The following is a 21,840-nucleotide window of genomic DNA, read 5'->3' on the forward strand; positions in this document are numbered from 1 at the left end:
TACTGTGCCGGGATCATTGTTGCCAGCTTCAGGATTTCTGCCCGACCAGGCTGTCTACCGAGGGCACGCGGGTATCGCTCTCCATTTGTGTTTCGTGTTCCAGCTGATGACTGAAGCGGTCCAGGGATCCCTGGGCCGGTTGGGCATCGCTGGCAAACACCGGCGGGCTGAGGATGTAGGCGCCCAGCAGGCGACTCAAGGCTGCCAGGCTGTCGATATGGGTGCGCTCGTAGCCGTGGGTTGCATCGCAGCCGAAGGCCAGCAGCGCGGTGCGGATATCGTGGCCGGCGGTGACGGCCGAATGGGCATCACTGAAGTAATAGCGAAACAGGTCACGCCGTACCGGCAAATCGTTATCTGCCCCCAGGCGCAGCAAGTGTCGGGACAGGTGATAATCGTAAGGACCACCAGAATCCTGCATCGCCACGCTCACCGCATGTTCACTGGAGTGCTGGCCGGGGGCGACCGGTGCAATGTCGATGCCGACGAATTCACTGACATCCCAGGGTAATGCGGCCGCCGCGCCACTGCCGGTTTCCTCGGTGATGGTGAACAGCGGGTGGCAGTCGATCAGCAACGGTTCACCACTGTCGACGATAGCCTTGAGCGCCGCCAGCAAGGCGGCGACCCCGGCTTTGTCATCCAGGTGACGGGCGCTGATATGGCCGCTCTCGGTGAATTCCGGCAGCGGGTCGAAGGCCACGAAATCACCGACACTGATCCCCAGGGAATCGCAATCGGCACGGGTGGCGCAGTAGGCGTCCAGCCGCAGTTCGATATGGTCCCAACTGATTGGCATTTCATCCACGGCGGTATTGAACGCGTGTCCGGAAGCCATCAGCGGCAGGACGCTGCCACGGATCACGCCATTGTCGGTGAACAGGCTGACGCGGCTGCCTTCGGCAAAACGGCTGGACCAGCAACCGACGGGGGCCAGGGTCAGGCGGCCATTGTCCTTGATCGCCCGCACGGCGGCGCCGATGGTGTCCAGGTGCGCGGAAACGGCGCGGTCCGGGCTGTTTTGCTGGCCCTTGAGGGTGGCGCGGATCGTGCCGCGCCGGGTCATTTCAAAGGGGATGCCGAGTTCTTCCAGGCGCTCGGCGACGTAACGCACGATGGTGTCGGTAAACCCGGTGGGGCTGGGGATGGCGAGCATTTCCAGCAGCACTTTGTGCAGGTAGTTGAGATCCGGTTCGGGGATGGTTCGGGTCATAAGGGGTCCTTGGCTGCAAGTTTCAGGCTGCAAGCTGCAAGATAAATAGGGGCTGCTTTATTCTTGCGGCTTGCAGCTTGTCACTTGCAGCTTTTCACTATGTGGAAACAACAGATCCACGAATTTCTCCGCAGTCGGTTGCGGTTCATGATTGGCCAACCCAGCACGCTCATTGGCCTCGATAAATACGTACTGCGGCTGGTCGGCGGCCTGCACCATCAAGTCCAGGCCCACCATGGGAATATCGAGGGCACGGGCCGCGCGGATGGCGGCATCCACCAGCGTGGGGTGCAGGATTGCGGTGACATCTTCCAGGCAACCGCCGGTGTGCAGGTTGGCGGTGCGCCGTACCGCGAGCACTTCACCGCAAGGCAAGAGGCTGTCGTAGTCATATCCCGCGGCCTTCAGGGTGCGCAGGGTTTCGTCGTCCACCGGGATCTTGCTCTCGCCGTCTGTGGCAGACTGGCGACGCCGGCTCTGGGCCTCGATCAGGGCCCCGATCGAGTGCTTGCCATCACCGATCACCTGCGCCGGGCGACGGATCGCGGCGGCCACCACTTCGAAACCAATCACCAGGATGCGCAGGTCCAGGCCCTCGTGAAAGCTTTCCAGCAACACCCGTGAGTCGAACTGGCGCGCCGCTTCGACGGCGCGTTGCACTTCTTCGATGGTCTGCAAGTCCACGGCCACGCCCTGGCCCTGTTCCCCGTCCAGCGGCTTGACCACGATGCGCCGGTGTTCGTCGAGAAACTCCAGGTTATCGTCGGCGCTGGCCGCCAGTTGTTGCGACGGCAATTGCAAACCGGCGGCGCTCAATGCCTTGTGGGTCAGGCTCTTGTCCTGGCACAAGGTCATGCTGATCGCGCTGGTCAGGTCGCTCAATGACTCGCGGCAGCGCACCCGGCGCCCGCCATGGCTGAGGGTAAACAGCCCGGCATCGGCGTCATCTACCTGGACGTCGATCCCGCGCCGGTGGGCCTCCTCGACAATGATCCGCGCATAGGGGTTGAACCCGGCCTGTGGCCCCGGCCCAAGGAACAGCGGCTGGTTGATGCCGTTCTTGCGCTTGATGGCGAAGGTGGCGAGGGCGCGAAAGCCGAGCTTGGCGTAGAGGCTTTTAGCCTGGCGATTGTCGTGCAATACCGACAGGTCCAGGTAACTCAGGCCACGGCTCATGAAGTGTTCGATGAGGTGGCGTACCAGCACTTCACCGACCCCCGGCCGCGAGCATTGCGGGTCCACGGCCAGGCACCAGAGGCTGCTGCCGTTCTCCGGATCATGGAAGGCCTTTTGATGATTAAGGCCCATGACGCTGCCGATCACTGCACCGCTGTCTTCATCTTCGGCCAGCCAGTACACCGGGCCGCCTTGATGGCGCGGGGTCAACAGGTTGGCGTCCACCGGCAACATGCTGCGCCCCTGGTACAGGCGATTGACGGCCTGCCAGTCGGCTTCGCTCTGTACGCGGCGAATGCGAAAGCCACGAAACACCCGGGTCGCCGGGCGGTAGTCGGTGAACCACAGGCGCAAGGTGTCGGAGGGATCGAGGAACAACTGTTGCGGATCAATCCCGAGGATCTGCTGGGGCGCGGCCACATACAGGGCGATATCCCGTTCCCCCGGCTGCTCGTTGAGCAACTCCAGGGCCAGGCTCGCCGGGTCGGGGAAGGTATGCCCAATCAACAGGCGGCCCCAGCCGCAATGCACGGCGATGGGTTGCGCGCTGGGCTCGCTGCCGTCTTCGGCGAAGCGCGCCTGCAGGCGCTCGTAGGACGGCGCCTGGCCGCGCAGCAGGCGTTGGTTGTAGGCCGTGGCGTGAGGTTTCATCAATCAGATTCCTTGTTCGCTGAGCCACAGGTTCAGCGCTGCCAATTGCCACAATTTGGAGCCGCGCAACGGCGTCAGTTGCCCTTGCGGGTCCGTGAGCAGGCGGTCGAGCATCGCCGGGTTGAACAGGCCACGATCCTGGCTCGGGTCCAGCAGCAGGTCGCGCACCCAGTTGAGGGTATCGCCCTGCAAGTGCTTGAGGCCGGGCACCGGAAAGTAGCCTTTCTTGCGGTCGATGACCTCGCTGGGGATCACCCGGCGCGCGGCTTCCTTGAGCACTTGCTTGCCGCCGTCCGGCAGTTTGAATTGACCCGGCACACGGGCCGACAGCTCCACCAGGCGGTAGTCGAGAAACGGCGTACGCGCTTCCAGGCCCCAGGCCATGGTCATGTTGTCCACACGCTTGACCGGGTCGTCCACCAACATCACCGTGCTGTCCAGGCGCAGGGCTTTGTCCACGGCGGCAGTCGCGCCGGGTTGTGCGAAATGTTCGCGCACGAAGTCGCCGGCGGCGTCATTGGCGGTCAGCCATTGCGGCGCGACGGTGGCCGCGTAGTCGTCGTAGCTGCGGTCGAAGAATGCTTCGCGATAAGCCGCGTACGGGTCGCTGGCGCCGTCCACCTGTGGGTACCAGTGGTAACCGGCGAACAACTCATCGGCGCCTTGGCCGCTTTGTACTACCTTGCAATGCTTGGCCACTTCCCGGGACAACAGGTAGAAGGCGATGCAGTCATGGCTGACCATCGGCTCGCTCATAGCGCGGAATGCGGCGGGCAGTTGTTCGATGATTTCGCTTTCGGCGATGCGCAACTGGTGGTGCTCGGTAGCGTAGTGTTTGGCGATCAAATCCGAATACTGGAACTCATCGCCACGCTCGCCCCCGGCATCTTCAAAGCCGATGGAGAAGGTCGACAGATCCTGCACGCCGACTTCGCGCAACAGGCCCACCAGCATGCTCGAATCCACACCGCCGGAAAGCAGCACGCCGACATCCACCGCTGCGCGTTGGCGAATGGCCACGGCTTCGCGGGTGCTGTCCAGCACGCGGTCGGTCCAGTCTTCCAGGGTCAGGTTTTGTTCATCGTCGCGGGGGCCATAGGGCAGGGTCCACCAGGTTTTCTGCTCGGTGTTGCCGTCTGCGTCGATGCGCATCCAGGTGGCTGGCGGCAGCTTTTCGATGCCCGCCAGCAAGGTGCGCGGTGCGGGCACCACGGCATGGAAGTTCAGGTAGTGATTGAGCGCCACCGGATCGAGGAGCGGGTTGATGTCACCGCCCTTGAGCAGCGCCGGCAACGCCGAGGCAAAACGCAGGCGCTGGCCGGTGCGCGACAGGTACAAGGGTTTGACGCCCAGGCGGTCGCGGGCGATGAACAGGCGCTGGCTGTCGCGCTCCCAGATGGCAAAGGCAAACATGCCATTGAGCTTGGGCAGCAAGGCTTCGCCCCAGGCGTGATAGCCCTTGAGCAGCACTTCAGTGTCACCACCGGAATAAAAGGCATAGCCCAATGCTTCAAGCTCGGTGCGCAGTTCCGGGAAGTTGTAGATCGCGCCGTTGAAGGCCAGGGATAGGCCCAGTTGGGCGTCGACCATCGGTTGGGCGGAGCCGTCCGACAGGTCCATGATTTTCAGGCGGCGATGGCCCAGGGCAATCGGCCCTTGGGCATGGAAGCCCCACGCATCAGGTCCGCGTGGTGCCAAGTGATGGGTGATTCGTTCCACCGCTGCCAGGTCGGCAGGTTGATGATCGAAACGCAGTTCTCCAGCTAGTCCGCACATAAATTCCTTACCGGTTTTTCCGTTGGGGAGGGATAAAAATGCACGCGCCAAAACGGCGGGTACCTAGGGACTGACCCGAGGCTGTTAGTGGAGTTTTAGATCAATACGTTATATGGCAAACGGCCGCTCCCCTTCGCCACAGACCCTGCGGGCTGTGCAGCGTGGGTGCAGCGGGGAGGAATTAGGTCAACGTGATATGCAAATAGTGGGGGCGCTCCGATCGGAAGGACCCCAGCTATGGCGGGTTGAGGGGCCGCTCACTGAGGCTTTTTTGCCACATTGCTGCGAATCAATGCGCGCACGGCAAAGCGATTCGGGTGACAGGCCTCAGCCACGCTGCGGGGCAGGGGCAGTGGTTCATTGTCCAGCCATGCCGCCAGCAGTTCACCGGACAACGGTGCGGTGATCAGACCCCGTGAGCCGTGGCCACTGTTGACGTATAGACCGTCGAGCCACGGGCAGATGGCGTCCGGCGTGTGGCGGGCGTCCTTGCGCAGGCTGTCATAGGCTTGCGTAAACGCCTGGGGATCGACCAGTGGCCCGACAATCGGCAAGTAGTCCGGGCTGGTGCAGCGAAAGGCCGCCCGACCTTCCAACGCTTGCGGGGCCAATGTGGCAGCGTGCAGGCGCTGGGCCAGGTCCGGGGAAATTTCCTGCAGCAGCTGCAAGTTGCCGGCGTGCTCGGCGGCGGTGGGGGCCAGGTCATCGCTCTTGAAATCAAAGCTGGCGCCCAGGGTATGTTCGCCCAGGCGTGGTGGTGCAACGTAACCTTCGGCGCACACCACCGTGGCCAATGCTGCGCTCTCGGCAGTCTGCGGCAACCGGGTGATTTGCCCGCGAATGCGCTTGAGGGGCAGTTCGGCGCTGGCGGCAAAGCGCTTGACCTCGGCGGCCCCGGCCAGTACCACCACGGGCGCGCTGGCCAGTAGTACTTCACCGTCCCAGGCCTGCCATTGGCCGTCGACTTTGCGCAGCTTGAGCACTTCATGATGAACATGCACCGTGATGCCCGGCTGGCGCGCCTGCCACTCACAGAGAGCGGGCGGATGAACCCAGCCACCCTCGGGGAAAAACAGCCCGCCATGGTCCAGGCCAACCCCGGCCCGGGCCTGTGCCTGGTCCTTATCCAGCAGATGCAGCAAGTCAGGGGGGAACGCTTCGGCCAGTTGCACCTGGCGTTCGGTTTCCTTGGCATTGAACGCCAGTTGCAGGACGCCGCAACCGTCCCAGTCCACGCTGCGTTGCAGGTGCTCCAGCAGGCGACGGGTATGCCCGAACCCGCTGACAATCATCTGCGACAACGCCGTACCGTGCGCCGACAGCTTGAGATAAAGCACCCCTTGCGGGTTGCCAGAGGCTTCTTGAGCGAGGCCTTGATGACGCTCCAGCAGACTGACTTGCCAGCCCCGTGCCGCGAGGCTGGCCGCGCTCGCGCATCCGGCCAGGCCGCCGCCGATCACCAGGGCACGGCGCTCGCCGCCGAGCACGGGCGGTCGGGCGAACCAGGGTTTGCTGCTGGCGGGTACCGGCGTTTCGGCCGGCCAGCCGAGGAACTCACCCCGCAGGATTTCCCACTTGTGGCCGATGCCTGGCGTGCGTTTCATCTTGAACCCGGCACCATTGAGCAGGCGCCGCACCCAGCCGGTGCTTGTAAAGGTGCTGATGGTCGAGCCCGGGGCTGCCAGCCGCGCCAGTTCGGCGAACAGTTCGGCAGTCCACATGTCAGGGTTTTTCGCCGGTGCGAAACCATCAAGAAACCAGGCGTCGACCTGCGCGTCCAATTGCGGCAGTTGTTCCAGTGCATCTCCGACCAACAGCGTCAATGTGACGCGCCCGTGATCCAGCACAAGGCGCTGGAAACCTTGATGAATAGCGATGTACTGCGCGAGCAATTGATCGGCCAGTGGCTTGAGTTCCGGCCAGAGGGCGAGCGCGCGTTGCAGGTCGGCGTGGCTCAGCGGGTACTTTTCCACACTGACAAAATGCAGGCGCGCACCTGCTACCGCATGCTGTTCAAACAGCTGCCAGGCACACAGGAAATTGAGCCCGGTGCCAAACCCCGTTTCTCCGATGATAAGCCGCCCGCCCACGGGCAGCGCGGCAAAGCGCTCCTGCAGACGGTTCTGCTGGAGGAACACGTAGCGGGTTTCTTCCAGGCCCGACAGGTCGGAGAAATACACGTCGTCGAACACCCGCGAGCGCGGGCGTCCCTGGTCGTCCCAATCAAGCTGGGCATTTGGCAGTACGGGGTTCATGGGCAACTCGGCCAAGACAAGGCGGCCATTCTAGCCGATACCGGAGCATGCGATTGATCCACGGTTGCCCGTGTCGAAATAATGGCGGTAGCCCATTAGTTCTTACATGGAAAAAGCCACCGAAATACCACGTTGATTGATTAACTATCAGCGTTAATTCAACGCCTTGCACCGGGGTATCGTTAACGCTTGATTATTGGGCAATAAAGGATATTGCTGATGCAGGCACAGGATGATTTGACTAAGACATGTACTCAATTGACGCAGCAACAATTGCAAGCTGCCTTGTTGGAAATGACGGGCGATCTAGCCAAGGCCGATGTGCTGCAAAAGCGCCTGCCGGGCTGGATGATCAATGCCCCGAAAGGTTTGCTGGAAGCGCTGGAAAAGGATGCTGAGCGGGTCGAAGAGGCCAGGACTGCGGTCGACGGCCGTTTGAGGCGATTACGGTCGCTGGATGAGTTTTGCAGTGGGCACTTGAAGGCGTACTGCCAGAAAAAGTGGCAGGTAACGGTGGACCCCAAAAAGGATCTTTTTGTCTATGCCACCTACGAATACCAAAAAGCAGTCCTTCCGTTGGAATATGAGAGAAGCCTCAAGCTGGAACGGCAGAGCTTGTTGCACATGGCGCTGCAGAATTTTTCCGAGGAAGAGGCGCGAGCGGGGCATTACTCAGAGGAGTCGGGGCTGCAAGCCGGATCAGCCCCCTATGCAGCTATCGCGGTCTCTGCGCATGAGTTTGCCAAGGGTTGCAGGGAGCTGGATCTTGGTCGGCTGTATCAGCAGCACATCGCTGAAGTATTTCACCTGGATATTGGCGAGACCGCTGATGGGCCCTACGTCAACGGGGCAGCGGTTGATATTGGTTGGATGAAAACCCTGGACGTAAGAATCGACGCGCATATCGCCTGCATGCGTGGCGATATCACCCAGGACTCCTACGCCATGCTATGCACGCTGCTTGATCGGAACATGACTCCCGCCCAGGCCAAAGACCTGTTGTTTCAGGGGCGCCCGGTCCTCTGGCAAGGCTTGAATGCACTCGACTGTTGCCTGTGGAGTGTCGTGGTGTTCTCGGGACGGCCGATCGGGGATTACCCGGAAGAACCCTGCGTGGTCTATATGCCCAATGAGCCCAAACGACCGTTCTTTGAGTATCCCTCGCTCAATGACTTCAAGGTCTATCTGGATCTGAAGCTGGAAGTCTCCACCTATCGCACATTCTTTACCGGTTACCTGGGGGAGGTTGACCGGCTGGTTTTTTTCAGTCGGTTTGGGGAGCACCGTACGCTGGGTGTGCTGGCGGCCAAGCCCATAACGACCAGCTTGGCGCTCCACTTTTTTGCCACTTACGTGGGCAAGTTGCAAATCGACGCGAGGACACTGGCGGTACCGGTGGTAGATGTCGATGAGGACGTCCGCAAGCAGCGCTTGCTGGAGTACCTTGATGCCGGTTTGACGCTGCTCAACCTCGCGGGCTTTGTCGTCCCAGCGTTGGGATTGCTGATGACGGGGGTGGCGGTGGGGCAGATGCTTGGCGAGGTGTATGAGGGCATTGAGGACTGGCGTCGCGGTGACAAGGTAGAGGCGCTCAAACAGTTGGGTGCTGTGGCGGAGAGCCTCACGTCGATGGTGTTGTTCGCGGCGGGGGCCAAGGTGGTCGGTAAGGTTTTGAAGCGCGCCCGACAGGGCATTGAGGGCTACTTCCAGGAACTGGAGGCCATACGTTTAGACGACGGTAACCTACGGCTATGGCGCCCCGACATACTGCCGTACGCCCATGATCAGCACCTCGTCGAGAATAGGGTTGCCGATGCGGAAGGCATTTATAAAGTAGGTGGTCATTCCTACGTAAAGGTCAATGGTTTCGTCCATCAGGTTTCGTTTGATCCAAAGCTGGGTCAGTGGCGGGCTAACCCCGCTGTGAGGCAGACGGCCTATCGTCCGGCAATGCTGCACAACGGTGAGGGCGCTTGGCGTTTTTCATTTGAGAGGCCTGAGACGTGGGAGGATGAAGGGTATCTCTTTTCACGCCTGGAACCCGCGAGTCGTCACCCGGTGCTGGATTCGCGCAAGTTGCAACTGGTCAAGTCCATCATGGACAAGCCCCACCGATGGGGTTACCACCTGGCTCAGGAATGCCTTCCCTTTCCCGCACGGTTTCGTGATTTATACGAGCGTTTCAGGCTGGAGCACTCCATTCGTGACCTGATCTGGCTGTTGGAGCGCAGTGTTTACCTCAATGCTGAAAGTGCGATCTTGCAGATGCACGCTTTGCCCTTGTTGTCGGGTTGGCCTAAGGGCCGTTATTTCGAAGTGCTTGACGCCCAGGGAGGCGTCAAGGCGCGTTACCCCTCCACCGGGTTTATTGACGATGTCAGGCAGCGATTGACCATCACCGAGAAAGCTGTGTCCGAGGGGAAGGTGTTTGATGTGTTGTTGTCCCGGTTGGATGAGCAGCAAAAAATCGGGCTGTTGGGGGAAGGCATTACTGCCAATCAGGAGCACGCTGTATTGGCGCGCCAATTGCTTGAGCACCTCAAGGCTGATCGTAAACCGCTGTTTGAGCAGTTGTATCAGTCCTATGACGGGCCGGTGCCACAGGAGTGGGAGTTGCTCAGGAAGACGTATCCGCAATTGCCCTATCGAGTCATGCGGGAGGTGATGGCTGAGGCGTCCTCGGTGGAGAGGGAATCTCTGCGTGACAAGCAGCGTGTTCCCATGGGGCTGGCCGAATCGGTGCGATATGCACTCGAAGAACAGCGCCTGGATCGCGCCCTTGCCGGTTTTGAACAGCCGGAGTTGGCTGGCCTCGACACGCAGTGTCTCGCGGTTCGCATGTTGCCGCGCGTAGACGGGTGGGATAAGTCGCTACGACTGGAGTTACGCCAGGATTCTCCACAGGGTGACTTATTGGCCCTTGGTGCGATTGAGAGTGCCAGCGTGCGTCGGGTTGTGGTCAGGTCCACAGCAGGCTTTGAGCCGTTCGATGACAACGCTGTGAGTAGGGGGGATGTTCAGTCAGGTCCGGACGGGTTTTTCGAGACGATCCTGGGCACGCTGGAGGACAGGCAGCGGGCGACCTTGAAACTGCCTTTGGAAGGGACCGAAAGCGGCTGGAGGCTGCGACGTATGGTTGCCGACCGGGCTCAGAGTGAACGTGATGTGGCGGCCGAGGCTTTCTCCACTAAGGCCCACGAGCCCCTGACAGTGGAAACACCTTGCCGGTTGGCGGATCCAGCGACCGGTTCGGCGGCGCAATCCTCTGCGCTGGTGCGCAAAGTGAAGAAGATTTATCCGCTGCTCAGTGACGAGCAAGCGTTTGACCTTCTCCAGTCGGTGTCAGGTGTCGATGAGCTTTCCCGGGCCAAGGCCGTTGCTCGTATGGAGGATGACCTGGGTCATCTGCGGGCAATCCTCAAGCACTGGAAGAACAACGTTGGAGACCTGGAGACGCAACCGGGTTTCAGAGACATTCGGCAGAGCCGCCAGCAAGTGGCTGAGCGCATTGAAGCATGCTGGCGGCGCCAGGGTTTTGTACTTGATGAATTGCAGGTGCCCGTTTACGGTCTGACCCTGGACGGGATGCGTGTGGGCTCATTACCGAAACTGCCCCATGAAATTCGTTTTGATCATGTCCGGCAGTTGTCCCTCAAAAATATGCGCTTGGACGATGACGCTGCCTATTTCCTGAGGCACTTCAAGGGGCTTAGGCGCCTGGATCTGGACCGTAACAATCTGACCCGGCTACCGGAATATCTTTCCCGCATGCCTGAACTCGACAGTTTGTCGTTGCCTCACAACCAGCTTGCGCTGACCGAGTACACCCGAAAAAAACTGGCCGACATGACCACGTTGCGTCGGTTGGACATGAGCCACAACCCTGTTGAGGTGCACCTGGATGTCAGCAATATGCACGATTTGCATACATTGTTATTACAGGACACGAGGATTGTCGACCTGCCTATAGGGCTCGGGCGCCTGGCCCATTTGGAACAGGTGGATCTGCGCAATAACTGGATTACGGTGTTGCCCGACTGGGTATTCACCATAACGCGCGGTTTCAGCCAGGCGATCAACTTGGCTGGTAACCCATTGTCCGCCACAACGATGACTGCACTGGTCCGCTACCGAGACGAGATGGGTATTGGTATGGGCCTTGTGGATGACGATCAATCACGCTTTACCGAGTTGAGCGCCCGGGCGGCCTGGTTGCCGGACGAGGTGTCTGCTCAAGATGCCAACAAACGCACCCTTTGGGCGAACCTGCGCGATGACCCTGACTCGGCGCCGCTGTTTATATTACTGGCCAAGTTATCCGATACCGCCGACAGCCTTTACGTCCGTGAGGATTTGAGCCGCAGGGTCTGGGACGTCTTGCAGTCGACCCACGACAGCGTCGAACTCCGCGAGCAGGTCTTTCAACTGGCGGCTCAGCCGCCAAACAGTTCGGATCAGGCTGCAGAGACCTTCAGTCAGATAGAAGTCCTCAAGACGGTCAAGAATGCGACTCGTCAGGCCGGTCGCGGGCAAGGAAACACGGATGTGCTATTGACCTTGGGGCGTGGTTTGTTTCGCCTCAGTGAGCTGGAAAAAATTGCGGCACGCTATGCCGTCGAGCACTCCTCCGAGTATCCCTTGGAGGTCAGCCTGGCCTACCGAGTCGGGTTGGCCAAGAGCCTTCAGTTGCCGGGACAACCCAAGCACATGCAGTATGCTTCATTGGCCGACTTGACCAGTAGCGCTTTGGAGAGGGCGCGCGGACAGGTCCTCAAGGCCGAGTTATCCCCCGCGTTCTTGTGTTTTATTGCACAACTGTCTTTCTGGAAAGTCCATCTCAAACAGCAGTTTCCCCGTGAATTCGGATTGGTCACCGAACCGTTTGATGTGCAACAGCAGACGATCTTCGAGAACGGTCAAAACCTCACCGACGGGGAGTACCGCAGGCAAATAGAAGCCCTGCGTTCTCCTCGCCAGCAGGCGATAAACGAAGTACTGGAGCGCCTGACCCAGCAGATGATGAAGCACCAGGATCTGGGTATCTGTCATGTGTCTGAGGGCTGACCAACAAGCACGGCAATTGATCCACGGCAAGCCGTCTGGAATTGCTTGCCCGGCGTGCTGCCCAATCCGCTAGTCTTGATCCATCTTGGAAGGGAGTCGCCCATGTTCGAATCCGCAGAAATTGGTCACGCCGTCGATAAGGACACTTACGACGCTGAAGTCCCGGCGTTGCGTGAAGCCTTGCTGGAAGCACAGTTCGAGTTGCACCAGCAGGGACGCTTTCCGGTGATCGTGCTGATCAACGGCATCGAAGGGGCCGGCAAGGGCGAGACCGTCAAGCTGCTCAATGAATGGATGGACCCACGGCTGATCGAGGTGCGCACCTTCGACCAGCAGACCGACGAAGAATTGGCCCGCCCACCGGCCTGGCGCTATTGGCGGCAATTGCCGGGCAAGGGGCGCATGGGGGTGTTCTTCGGCAATTGGTACAGCCAGATGTTGCAGGCGCGCGTCCATGGTCAGATCAAGGACGCCCGCCTGGACCAGGCCATCGCCGGGGCCGAGCGCCTGGAGCAGATGCTCTGCGATGAAGGGGCGCTGATCTTCAAGTTCTGGTTCCACCTCTCCAAGAAGCAAATGAAGGCGCGGCTCAAGTCCTTGCAGGATGATCCGCTGCACAGTTGGCGCATCAGCCCGCTGGACTGGCAGCAGTCCGAGACCTACGACAAGTTTGTGCATTTCGGCGAACGGGTCTTGCGTCGCACCAGTCGCGACTACGCACCCTGGCACGTGATCGAAGGCGTGGATGCCCATTACCGTGGCCTGACGGTGGGCAAGATTCTTCTGGAAGGTTTGCAAAATGCCCTGAAGCTGGCCAAGGTCAAGGCCAGCGGAATTCACCCTGCGCCACTGCCGACTGCCGTCGATCAACGCAGCCTGCTCGATAGCCTGGACATGACCCAGCGCCTGGAGAAGGACGACTACGAGGAGCAGTTAATCACCGAACAGGCGCGGCTTTCCGGCTTGATGCGTGACAAGCGCATGCGCAAGCACGCGCTGGTCACCGTCTTTGAAGGTAACGATGCGGCGGGTAAGGGCGGGGCGATCCGTCGGGTGGCGGCGGCGCTGGATCCGCGCCAGTACCGCATCGTGCCGATTGCCGCGCCCACTGAAGACGAACGCGCCCAGCCGTACTTGTGGCGGTTCTGGCGGCAGATTCCGGCACGGGGCATGTTCACCGTGTTTGACCGCTCCTGGTATGGCCGCGTACTGGTGGAGCGGATCGAAGGCTTTTGCACCACGGCGGACTGGATGCGTGCTTACGCCGAAATCAACGATTTCGAGGAGCAACTGCGCGACGCCGGGGTGATCGTGGTCAAGTTCTGGCTGGCGATTGATAAGGACACCCAACTGGAGCGTTTCCAGGCCCGGGAAGAGATCCCGTTCAAACGCTTCAAGATCACCGAAGACGACTGGCGCAACCGCGACAAGTGGGATGCCTACCGGGCGGCCGTGGGTGACATGGTGGACCGCACCAGCACCGAGATTGCGCCCTGGACGTTGGTTGAGGCCAACGACAAGCGCTGGGCGCGGGTCAAGGTGCTGCGCACCATCAACCTGGCGTTGGAAGAGGCGTTTGCCAAGTCCGACAAGCACGACAAAAAGAAGAAGCACAAGTAGGAGCGAGCTTGCTCGCGAAAATCGTCAACGATAACGCGGGCATCCTGAATGAACGCGCAGCCCTTGCGTCTTTCGTCGGAACGCCGCCCGGAGCCAAGCTCGCTCCTACAGGGTTCGAGCCATGCTTTTGCATACGTCAGGTGAATGATCATCGCGATCACCCGGCGCTGGATCTATCCTCGATCTGTCTCCCAACAACGACAAGATTGAGGTAGTCCATGCGTGAAGTAGTGATCGTCGACAGCGTGCGAACCGGCCTGGCCAAGTCCTTTCGCGGCAAGTTCAACCAGACCCGTCCCGATGACATGGCGGCGCATTGCGTGAACGCGTTGCTGAGCCGCAATGGTCTCGACCCGGCCAGCGTCGAGGATTGCATTGTCGGCGCCGGTTCCAACGAAGGTGCCCAGGGTTACAACATCGGTCGCAACGTGGCAGTGCTGTCGCGCCTGGGCACCGGTACCGCGGGCATGACCCTCAACCGTTTCTGCTCCTCAGGGCTACAGGCGATTGCCATTGCGGCGAACCAGATCGCTTCCGGGTGCAGCGACATCATTGTCGCCGGCGGTGTCGAGTCCATCAGCCTGACCATGAAAAGCGTCAACACCGATAACCTGATCAACCCGCTGCTCAAGGAGCAGGTGCCGGGCATCTACTTCCCCATGGGCCAGACTGCCGAAATCGTCGCCCGGCGTTATAACGTCAGCCGTGAAGAGCAGGACCTGTACGCCCTGCAAAGCCAGCAGCGCACCGCCCAGGCCCAGGCCGACGGGCTGTTCGACGATGAAATCGTGGCCATGGCGGTCAAATACAAGGTTGAGGACAAGAACTCCGGTGAGGTGCAGATCCTTGACGGTGTGGTCGACCGTGATGATTGCAACCGTCCGGACACTACCCTGGCCAGCCTAAGTGGGCTCAAACCGGTGTTTGCCGAGGACGGCTCAGTGACGGCGGGCAACTCGTCGCAATTGTCTGATGGCGCGTCGATGACCCTGGTGATGAGCCTGGAAAAAGCCCTGGAGCTGGGTCTCAAGCCAAAGGCGTTTTTCCGCGGCTTTACCGTCGCCGGCTGCGAGCCGGACGAGATGGGCATCGGCCCAGTGTTCTCGGTACCCAAATTGCTCAAGGCCCGTGGACTGCAAGTGGCCGATATCGACCTGTGGGAACTCAACGAGGCATTTGCGTCCCAGTGCCTGTATGCGCGCAATCGCCTGGAGATCGACAATGCCAGGTACAACGTCAACGGCGGATCTATCTCGATTGGCCATCCGTTCGGCATGACCGGCTCGCGGCAGGTGGGGCATCTGGTGCGTGAGCTGCAACGGCGTAATTTGCGCTACGGTATCGTCACCATGTGCGTCGGCGGCGGGATGGGCGCCACCGGTTTATTCGAAGTCGTGCGCTAGTACATTGATAGTTTCCGCACTCCGGGTCGCTCGTATCCGGTGAAGATCCGAGGGGGAGTTTGCTCCCCCTTTGCATACCTGCTGTTTAGCAATCATCAGATCTTTCAGATTCGACTTTTTGCTTGTCTCCAGTTGCAGTCGTGTTTCATAGAGGTCTTAGTCGCCTCTCGTGCTTAATGAATTAATTATTGAGTGGCTTCCCTCTTGTAAATGTTGTTATTTTTTAGTGTGTGTAATCTGCTTCTTACGGATATGTGTGGCTATGAATTATTCTCATTAAATCACGCGTAGTCCAATTCCTTCAGCTACTTCTAAAGTTTTGGCAAAGTGCCATAAATTTCCTATGTCTTTTGGTGTAAAAGAGCTACGACATTAAGCGAAAAGGGTGGCTTCCTTATTCTTGTGGTAAGTGGAAACTTACCTGGCATTGGACAAGTTCTGACTTGCAATGCAAATAGTTGGAAAAGCCTGAAATAAAACAGTCGGCTAATGAGACTGGTTATGACCGCTTGTTTTATACGCCTTGCGCGCACCTGCGGTGGGGCTCCTTTAGTGACGTTTGTTTATGTGGGAATCTTTAAATGAAAGCAAAAATCAAAGCTGCGCTGTTATCTATCGGGTTGTTGGCGGGTTCGATCTCCATGGCTAATGCAGCGGATGGAACCGTTACGTTCTTGGGGTCGGTCCACTCGGGTGCCTGCTCTATTAAGCCTGACTCGGTAGATCAAACAATTCACCTAGGGGCGATCGCAAAACATCAGTTGCAATCGGGAGGCAAGTCTGAAGCCCGTCGTGTGCTTATAGAGCTTGAAGGCTGCAGTTTGTCTGACCTCACTGATAACACTGTGACAACCACCTTCACTGGTGCGCCATCGAGCGCTGTGCCGGGTGCATTGGGTACTGTCGGTAGTGCTGGCGGCATTGGCATCATGATGACCCATGCTAATGAACTCATTGAGTTGGGTGTCGCTACAGCCCCGCAGATCATTGGTGCTGGTGATAACACGCTGGAGTTCGGCGCCTATGTACAAGGTGCTGCTACGGATCCAATCATCCCCGGTGATTTCAGCGCGATCACCAACTTCACCTTGGCTTATCAGTAAGTTTTCCCCCCGCCACTTAGTGTGGCGGGGGGAACTGGCGGGGGATAGAGGTGAAAACATTTATAAGTCTCGCGGTTGCCTCTTCATTGACGATATTCATCAGCCCTTGTGCTTTTGCACAGGCCGCTGCGCAAGGCGAAGGGATCGTCACGCTGGGGGGGGAAGTCGTTGATTCAGCCTGCGGGCTGGAACTGGTCTCTGTCGATCAAACCATCGAGATGCCTCCCGAGCCAATAGGCCGGATTGTGCGAAACGCAAGGGGAGAACCACACCCCTTCCAACTGCGTCTGGTCAATTGCTCATTGACTCGCCCAGACCCGTTGCGTCCTGGTGAAACCCTGCCTGACTGGCAGCACCTGCAAGTGACGTTTGACGGCCCTACTGATAGGGACGGGCGCTCCTTTGCGGTCTTTGGTGGCTCGCAGGGAGTTGCGCTGCACATTGTGGACTCTGCTGGCCAGGAGAGTGTTCCGGGTGAGCGAATGGCACCGGCGCCATTAGCTGAGGGTGACATGACGCTGCACTACACCTTTCGCTTGGTGGGTAACGGATTGCCGATGGCCGTTGGAGCCCACAGTGCCGCTGTGCGGTTCAAGTTGGAATACTTCTGAATATTGATGGGCTGCTTTCATGTTGAATACGTTGAAGGTCAAAAATACGCTACGCCCAAGCCTCTTTGGCGGGTTGCTATCACTGGCAGGAACTGTAATGGGGGCCGGAGATATCGAGTTTAATACCGATGTTCTTGATCTGAGTGATCGCACTAATATTGACTTGTCTCGGTTTGCGCGCAGTGGCTTTATTCTGCCGGGCACCTACTTGATGACAGTGCAGATAAATACCCAGCCTATTCCAGAGCAATCGGTGGCGTTCTATCCTCCCGATAAAGATCCCAAAGGCAGTCAGGCATGTTTATCGCCCGGTCTTGTCGAACAGTTGGGCCTGAAGGCGTCTGAAGCCGACAAACTTGTGTGGTGGAAGGGCGGGCAGTGCCTGGATGTTAAAAGCTTGCCTGGCATGGAGGTCACGGGTGATCTGGCCACCTCCACGCTGAACATCAATCTGCCCCAGGCCTATCTTGAGTACAGCGCCATCAATTGGGATCCGCCCTCTCGTTGGGACGAGGGGGTGCCGGGATTGCTGATTGATTACAACATGACAGCGCAATCGAACTATCAAAAGAATGACGGGACCCGCAATAACCTCAGTGGTAACGGAACACTTGGAGCCAATGCCGGTGCCTGGCGCCTGAGGGCGGATTGGCAGGGGCGTGTCGAGAATAGTCGCGAGGGGGCGTCCGATTATCACAGGCTGGAATGGAGTCGTTATTATGCTTATCGAGCCATTCCTGCGCTGAAGGCACGCCTGGTAGTGGGCGAGGACTACCTGTATTCGGACTTGTTTGACAGCTTCCGTTTTACCGGGGCCGCACTCAAGTCGGATGAAAGCCAGTTGCCACCCAACTTGCGTGGTTATGCCCCGGAAGTGGTTGGGGTGGCCAAGACCAATGCAAGAGTTGTTATCAGCCAACAGGGCCGTGTGCTGTATGAAACCCTGGTGGCGGCAGGCCCCTTTCGCATTCAAGATCTTCAGGATGCGGTGACGGGCTCGCTGGATGTACGGGTGGAGGAACAGGATGGCTCGGTACACAGCTTCCAGATCGATACGGCAGGTGTTCCCTACCTGACACGCCCTGGACAAGTTCGTTACAAGTTGGCTACCGGGCGCCCGTCCAATCTTCAATATGGCGCTGATGGCGACTTTTTCGGCAGCGGAGAGTTTTCCTGGGGGATCAGCAATGGTTGGTCCCTGTTTGGTGGCGGTATAACAGACAACAACTATCGTGCGTTATCCATTGGTGCCGGGCGGGACTTGCTGATGTTTGGGGCTGTCTCACTGGATGTTACCCAGTCACGTGCAAACGTGTGGAACGAGACGCTCTCGGGTAAATCCTACCGCCTTCAATACTCGAAGAACTTTGAACAGTACGACAGCCAAGTAACCTTTGCCGGTTACCGGTTTTCCGAGAAGAACTTTCTGAGTATGAGTGAGTACCTGGATGCTCGTCATTACGGGTTGAACGGCGAACTCGGCGGGCGTGGAGAGGGTGATGACTGGAAGCCTATTGGTGCGAGCAAGGCCCTTTATACGGCGACGGTGAGCAAGCAGTTTCGTGATTTAGGGACCAGCGTCTACGCCAGTTACAACAAACAAACCTACTGGGATCGACCGGACACTCAGCGCTGGAACTTGTCGGTGTCGCGTTACTTCAATTTAGGGACAGTTAAAAACATGAGCCTGTCGCTGAATATGTACCGTAGCCAGGAGTACGACTATAAGGATAACGGTATGGCGCTGACGGTCAGTCTGCCGTTGGGGCGCACCGGTACATTGTCGTTGGATGCCAATAGAGCGGCAGGTAGCAACACGTTTTCAACGCGCTACAGTGACCGTCTGGATGAGCGCAATAGTTATCAACTCGGTGCAAGCAACAACGCCGTCAATGGTTATCTGAGTCATATGGGTGACCAGGTTGATATTGATCTGAGCGCCAGCCAGCAAGAAGGGAGTTACAGGAGCCTCAGCGTGTCTGCACGCGGCGGCGGAACACTCACGCCTTACGGTGCAGCCTTGCATCGGACCAATGGTACGGGTGGAACCCGCCTGATGGTTGATACCGCAGGTGTACCCGGTGTGCCAGTGCGGGGTTACGGTTCACCGACTCGCAGTAATGTCTTCGGCAAGGCCGTCATCTCCGATATCAGCAGTTATCAGCGTACGGCTGCCAGTGTCGATCTGGAGAACTTGCCGGGCAATGTCGAAGCGACTCAATCAGTGACGCAATTGACACTGACCGAAGGGGCTATTGGTTATCGATCACTGGAAGTGATTTCCGGTGAGAAGGCCATGGCTGTTCTTCGCCTGCAGGATGGTAGTTCACCGCCCTTCGGCGCGACGGTGAAGAACTTAAAACAGCAGGACACCGGGATTGTGAATGACGCTGGCAATGTCTACTTGAGCGGCATTAAAGCCGGCGAGCAGATGATCGTCAGTTGGGCTGGCGATGAGCAATGTGTCCTCACACTCCCAGGCATTTTGCCGGCTGATGGTTTGACGGATGCCCTGCAACTGCACTGCCAGAGCGTAACCACTGTTCAAGCTTTACCTGAGCCGGCAACGTTGCCCGGCAAGCATCCCGATACGGAGAATATATCCTCATGATGTTGAACCCACGTCTCACCCCCCAGGCTTTCGTGCTGCTCGCTCTAGGCTTGAGCCAGAGCGCTGGTGCCGCTGTCGGCCTGGATCGTACCCGAGTGATTTTTGATGGCGGCAAAGATGCCACCAGCGTGAACATCACCAATAACAATACCCAGTTGCCGTATTTGGCTCAGGGCTGGATTGAGGATGAAGAGGGTAAAAAGATTTCCACGCCCTTGATTGTGCTGCCACCGGTTCAACGGTTGGAGCCAGGGAAACAAAGCCAGGTGAAAGTTCAGGCGTTGCCGGCTGCCAAGTTGCTACCGCAGGATCGAGAGACGGTCTACTACTTCAACTTGAGGGAAATTCCTCCGCGCAGCGATAAGTCCAACACCCTGCAAATTGCCCTGCAGACCCGGATTAAATTGTTCTATCGGCCGCAAGCCATTACGCCAAGCCAGCAAGACTTTTCCAGCCCCTGGCAAGAAAAGCTGACCCTGACCCGCGAAGGCGACCGTTATCAGGTGAACAACCCTACGCCTTACTACGTGACGCTGGTGGATGCGCGCAGCAGCAAGGACGGCAAAACCGTGCAGGGTTTCGAGCCGCTGATGGTACCGCCCAAAGGCTTGCTGATCTTGGGCCCTACAGCCAAGGTCCTTGGCACCACACCTTATCTGGCCTACGTGAATGATTACGGCGGACGTCCGCTGCTGGCCTTCACCTGCACTGGCGATACTTGCAAAGTGAATGCGCAGGCGTCACCGCCTAATCAGTAGCGCCTGTTGGGGGAGAAACTCATGAAGTCGCAAATTGTGAAGGTCTTGGGCGGCCTGTTGCTGGCCTTGGGGGGAGGCGTTCATGCCCAGGATATCGATGGTCAGAATGGGCTGCTGAATGTTACCGGGTCCATGCATGAAACCCCTTGCAATCTGGAAATGGCATCACAGCATCAAACGATTGACTTGGGTGTCGTCTCGGCCAGTCAGTTGCAGCGCCCCGGTGACCAGGCGCCCGCCAGGCTATTTCAGCTGCGTTTTACCGATTGCCAGCGCACCGCCGGCAGCATCCGCAGTGAACGTACGGGGAATCTGACATGGAGTGCCTATCAGCCGGTGCTGTCGGTCGCGTTTATCGCACCGGCCGATGCCAATGACCCACGTCTGGTCAAAGTGCAAGGCATCACCGGCATGGGCCTGCGCTTGACTGATGCACTGGGGCGGGATGTACAGCTGGGCTCAAGAGGCGAGCCGTTATTTTTGACCCTCGGCAGCAACACGCAGACATGGAGTGTTCGGCCCACGCGCACCTTGGCGCCGTTGACCAGTGGGGTATTTCGCGCTGTCGTGGATTTCAGGCTCAATTATGAGTAAGGGCAAAAGAATGGCTAAGGCAACCGGCTCATGGGCCTTTCTTATTGCTGGCGGATTGCTGTGGGCCGTCAGCCAAGGTGTGCAGGCTGAGGTCAGTCTGATCATCCGTGCGGTGATCATCGCACCTCCACCGTGTGTCATTAATGGCGGCAGTACGCTCGATGTGCCTTTTGGGGCTGACCTTCTGACATCACGGGTTGACGGGGTTAATTATCGTCGGGATGTGCCTTACACCGTCACCTGCAGCGCCCCGTTCAGTAACGCGATGACCCTGGAGCTCAAGGGGCCGGGGGCTGCGTTCGATAACCGCGTGCTCTTGACCCGCAAACCGGACCTTGGGGTAAAGCTGTTCGTCAATGGCGCCGACTGGCCTCTGAATACGGCGGTGAATTTTACGTACCCCAACTTTCCAGTGGTGCAGGCGGTGCCTGTCAAACGCGTGGGCAGCAGGCTGACGGGAGGGGCGTTCGATGCCGCTGCCACCCTTGTGGTCGAATACCAATGAAGAGGAACGATCAATGACCTGTTGGCAGCAGCGAGCGTTGCTCGCCTTGTGCTCCATCGGCCTTTGCAGTGGTGCGTCGGCCAACTTAACGTTCAGCGGAACGCTTAATGAGCCTCCCCCCTGCACGATTGATGCTGGGAACACGATTGAAGTCGATTTTGGGGATGTCGGGGTAAAGCGCGTCGATGGCGTGAAATACCGCCGGGGCGTTGGTTACACCATCAGCTGTGGTACCGACACGCTCCCGTGGGAACTGAAGTTGAGTGTTAACGGTACATCCACCACGTTTGATGGCTCCGCGGTGCAAACCAGTGCGCCGGAACTGGGTATTCGGATTTTTCAGAATGGCGTGCCGTTTCTACTCAATACGCCACTGGACATCACCTTGTCATCACCGCCGACATTGGAAGTGGTCCCCGTCAAACGGCCAGGTGCAATTCTGACGCCCGCAAGGTTTACGGCGGTGGCCACGCTGTTGGCCGAATACGAGTAGGAGTTGA

General features: G+C 58.7%; 14 protein-coding genes. 10 read left to right on the forward strand and 4 right to left on the reverse strand.

Features of this window, described 5'->3' with window-relative positions:
* Positions 1–28: 28 nt before the first annotated feature.
* The 4 genes from FJD34_RS08420 to mnmC all read right to left on the reverse strand — a co-directional run bounded on the left by FJD34_RS08420 (position 29) and on the right by mnmC (position 7,071).
* Complete coding sequence (locus FJD34_RS08420; protein ID WP_032863209.1) at positions 29–1,213, reverse strand: osmoprotectant NAGGN system M42 family peptidase; 1,185 nt, start codon at positions 1,211–1,213, stop codon at positions 29–31.
* Positions 1,214–1,270: 57 nt separating this feature from the next.
* On the reverse strand, positions 1,271–3,040 hold the full coding sequence (gene ngg / locus FJD34_RS08425; protein WP_090291621.1) for an N-acetylglutaminylglutamine synthetase: 1,770 nt from the start codon (positions 3,038–3,040) through the stop codon (positions 1,271–1,273).
* 3 nt (positions 3,041–3,043) lie between these two features.
* Positions 3,044–4,816 (reverse strand): N-acetylglutaminylglutamine amidotransferase, encoded by a 1,773-nt coding sequence (locus tag FJD34_RS08430; RefSeq protein WP_090291619.1) that lies wholly within the window; start codon positions 4,814–4,816, stop codon positions 3,044–3,046.
* A gap of 257 nt (positions 4,817–5,073) precedes the next feature.
* Positions 5,074–7,071 (reverse strand): bifunctional tRNA (5-methylaminomethyl-2-thiouridine)(34)-methyltransferase MnmD/FAD-dependent 5-carboxymethylaminomethyl-2-thiouridine(34) oxidoreductase MnmC, encoded by a 1,998-nt coding sequence (gene mnmC / locus FJD34_RS08435; protein WP_090291617.1) that lies wholly within the window; start codon positions 7,069–7,071, stop codon positions 5,074–5,076.
* A gap of 219 nt (positions 7,072–7,290) precedes the next feature.
* Between mnmC and FJD34_RS08440 the strand changes: the two genes are divergently transcribed.
* From FJD34_RS08440 to FJD34_RS08490, 10 genes are all read left to right on the forward strand, one after another.
* Entirely contained in the window at positions 7,291–12,135 is a 4,845-nt protein-coding gene (locus tag FJD34_RS08440) for an NEL-type E3 ubiquitin ligase domain-containing protein (RefSeq protein WP_090291615.1), read from the forward strand.
* 102 nt (positions 12,136–12,237) lie between these two features.
* On the forward strand, positions 12,238–13,755 hold the full coding sequence (pap, locus tag FJD34_RS08445; RefSeq protein ID WP_032863201.1) for a polyphosphate:AMP phosphotransferase: 1,518 nt from the start codon (positions 12,238–12,240) through the stop codon (positions 13,753–13,755).
* 218 nt (positions 13,756–13,973) lie between these two features.
* Positions 13,974–15,158 carry a thiolase family protein gene (locus FJD34_RS08455; protein ID WP_032863199.1) on the forward strand — a complete coding sequence of 395 codons (1,185 nt, stop codon included), beginning with the start codon at positions 13,974–13,976 and terminating at the stop codon, positions 15,156–15,158.
* 581 nt (positions 15,159–15,739) lie between these two features.
* Entirely contained in the window at positions 15,740–16,261 is a 522-nt protein-coding gene (locus FJD34_RS08460; RefSeq protein WP_032863197.1) for a fimbrial protein, read from the forward strand.
* Positions 16,262–16,311: 50 nt separating this feature from the next.
* Positions 16,312–16,872 carry a fimbrial protein gene (locus tag FJD34_RS08465; protein WP_032863195.1) on the forward strand — a complete coding sequence of 187 codons (561 nt, stop codon included), beginning with the start codon at positions 16,312–16,314 and terminating at the stop codon, positions 16,870–16,872.
* 19 nt (positions 16,873–16,891) lie between these two features.
* Positions 16,892–19,483 (forward strand): outer membrane usher protein, encoded by a 2,592-nt coding sequence (locus tag FJD34_RS08470; RefSeq protein ID WP_149830636.1) that lies wholly within the window; start codon positions 16,892–16,894, stop codon positions 19,481–19,483.
* Positions 19,480–20,241 (forward strand): fimbria/pilus periplasmic chaperone, encoded by a 762-nt coding sequence (locus tag FJD34_RS08475; RefSeq protein ID WP_090291613.1) that lies wholly within the window; start codon positions 19,480–19,482, stop codon positions 20,239–20,241. The genes FJD34_RS08470 and FJD34_RS08475 overlap by 4 nt, the downstream gene beginning before the upstream one ends.
* A 21-nt stretch (positions 20,242–20,262) precedes the next feature.
* A complete protein-coding gene (locus FJD34_RS08480) occupies positions 20,263–20,835 on the forward strand; it encodes a fimbrial protein (protein WP_032863188.1) in 573 nt (190 codons plus the stop codon).
* Between the two features lie 10 nt (positions 20,836–20,845).
* Positions 20,846–21,340 (forward strand): fimbrial protein, encoded by a 495-nt coding sequence (locus FJD34_RS08485; RefSeq protein WP_032863440.1) that lies wholly within the window; start codon positions 20,846–20,848, stop codon positions 21,338–21,340.
* Between the two features lie 13 nt (positions 21,341–21,353).
* Positions 21,354–21,833 carry a fimbrial protein gene (locus FJD34_RS08490; RefSeq protein ID WP_032863185.1) on the forward strand — a complete coding sequence of 160 codons (480 nt, stop codon included), beginning with the start codon at positions 21,354–21,356 and terminating at the stop codon, positions 21,831–21,833.
* Positions 21,834–21,840: the final 7 nt, after the last annotated feature.

This window comes from Pseudomonas brenneri (assembly GCF_007858285.1).
GTDB classification, from domain to species: Bacteria; Pseudomonadota; Gammaproteobacteria; order Pseudomonadales; family Pseudomonadaceae; genus Aquipseudomonas; species Aquipseudomonas brenneri.

Coding starts and splice junctions, on each gene's coding strand:
- FJD34_RS08455 (WP_032863199.1), top strand. CDS start 13,974: ATGCGTGAAGTAGTGATCGTCGACAGCGTGCGAACCGGCCTGGCCAAG.
- FJD34_RS08475 (WP_090291613.1), top strand. CDS start 19,480: ATGATGTTGAACCCACGTCTCACCCCCCAGGCTTTCGTGCTGCTCGCT.
- pap (WP_032863201.1), top strand. CDS start 12,238: ATGTTCGAATCCGCAGAAATTGGTCACGCCGTCGATAAGGACACTTAC.
- FJD34_RS08485 (WP_032863440.1), top strand. CDS start 20,846: ATGGCTAAGGCAACCGGCTCATGGGCCTTTCTTATTGCTGGCGGATTG.
- FJD34_RS08480 (WP_032863188.1), top strand. CDS start 20,263: ATGAAGTCGCAAATTGTGAAGGTCTTGGGCGGCCTGTTGCTGGCCTTG.
- FJD34_RS08490 (WP_032863185.1), top strand. CDS start 21,354: ATGACCTGTTGGCAGCAGCGAGCGTTGCTCGCCTTGTGCTCCATCGGC.
- FJD34_RS08460 (WP_032863197.1), top strand. CDS start 15,740: ATGAAAGCAAAAATCAAAGCTGCGCTGTTATCTATCGGGTTGTTGGCG.
- FJD34_RS08440 (WP_090291615.1), top strand. CDS start 7,291: ATGCAGGCACAGGATGATTTGACTAAGACATGTACTCAATTGACGCAG.
- FJD34_RS08420 (WP_032863209.1), bottom strand. CDS start 1,213: ATGACCCGAACCATCCCCGAACCGGATCTCAACTACCTGCACAAAGTG.
- mnmC (WP_090291617.1), bottom strand. CDS start 7,071: ATGAACCCCGTACTGCCAAATGCCCAGCTTGATTGGGACGACCAGGGA.
- ngg (WP_090291621.1), bottom strand. CDS start 3,040: ATGAAACCTCACGCCACGGCCTACAACCAACGCCTGCTGCGCGGCCAG.
- FJD34_RS08470 (WP_149830636.1), top strand. CDS start 16,892: ATGTTGAATACGTTGAAGGTCAAAAATACGCTACGCCCAAGCCTCTTT.
- FJD34_RS08430 (WP_090291619.1), bottom strand. CDS start 4,816: ATGTGCGGACTAGCTGGAGAACTGCGTTTCGATCATCAACCTGCCGAC.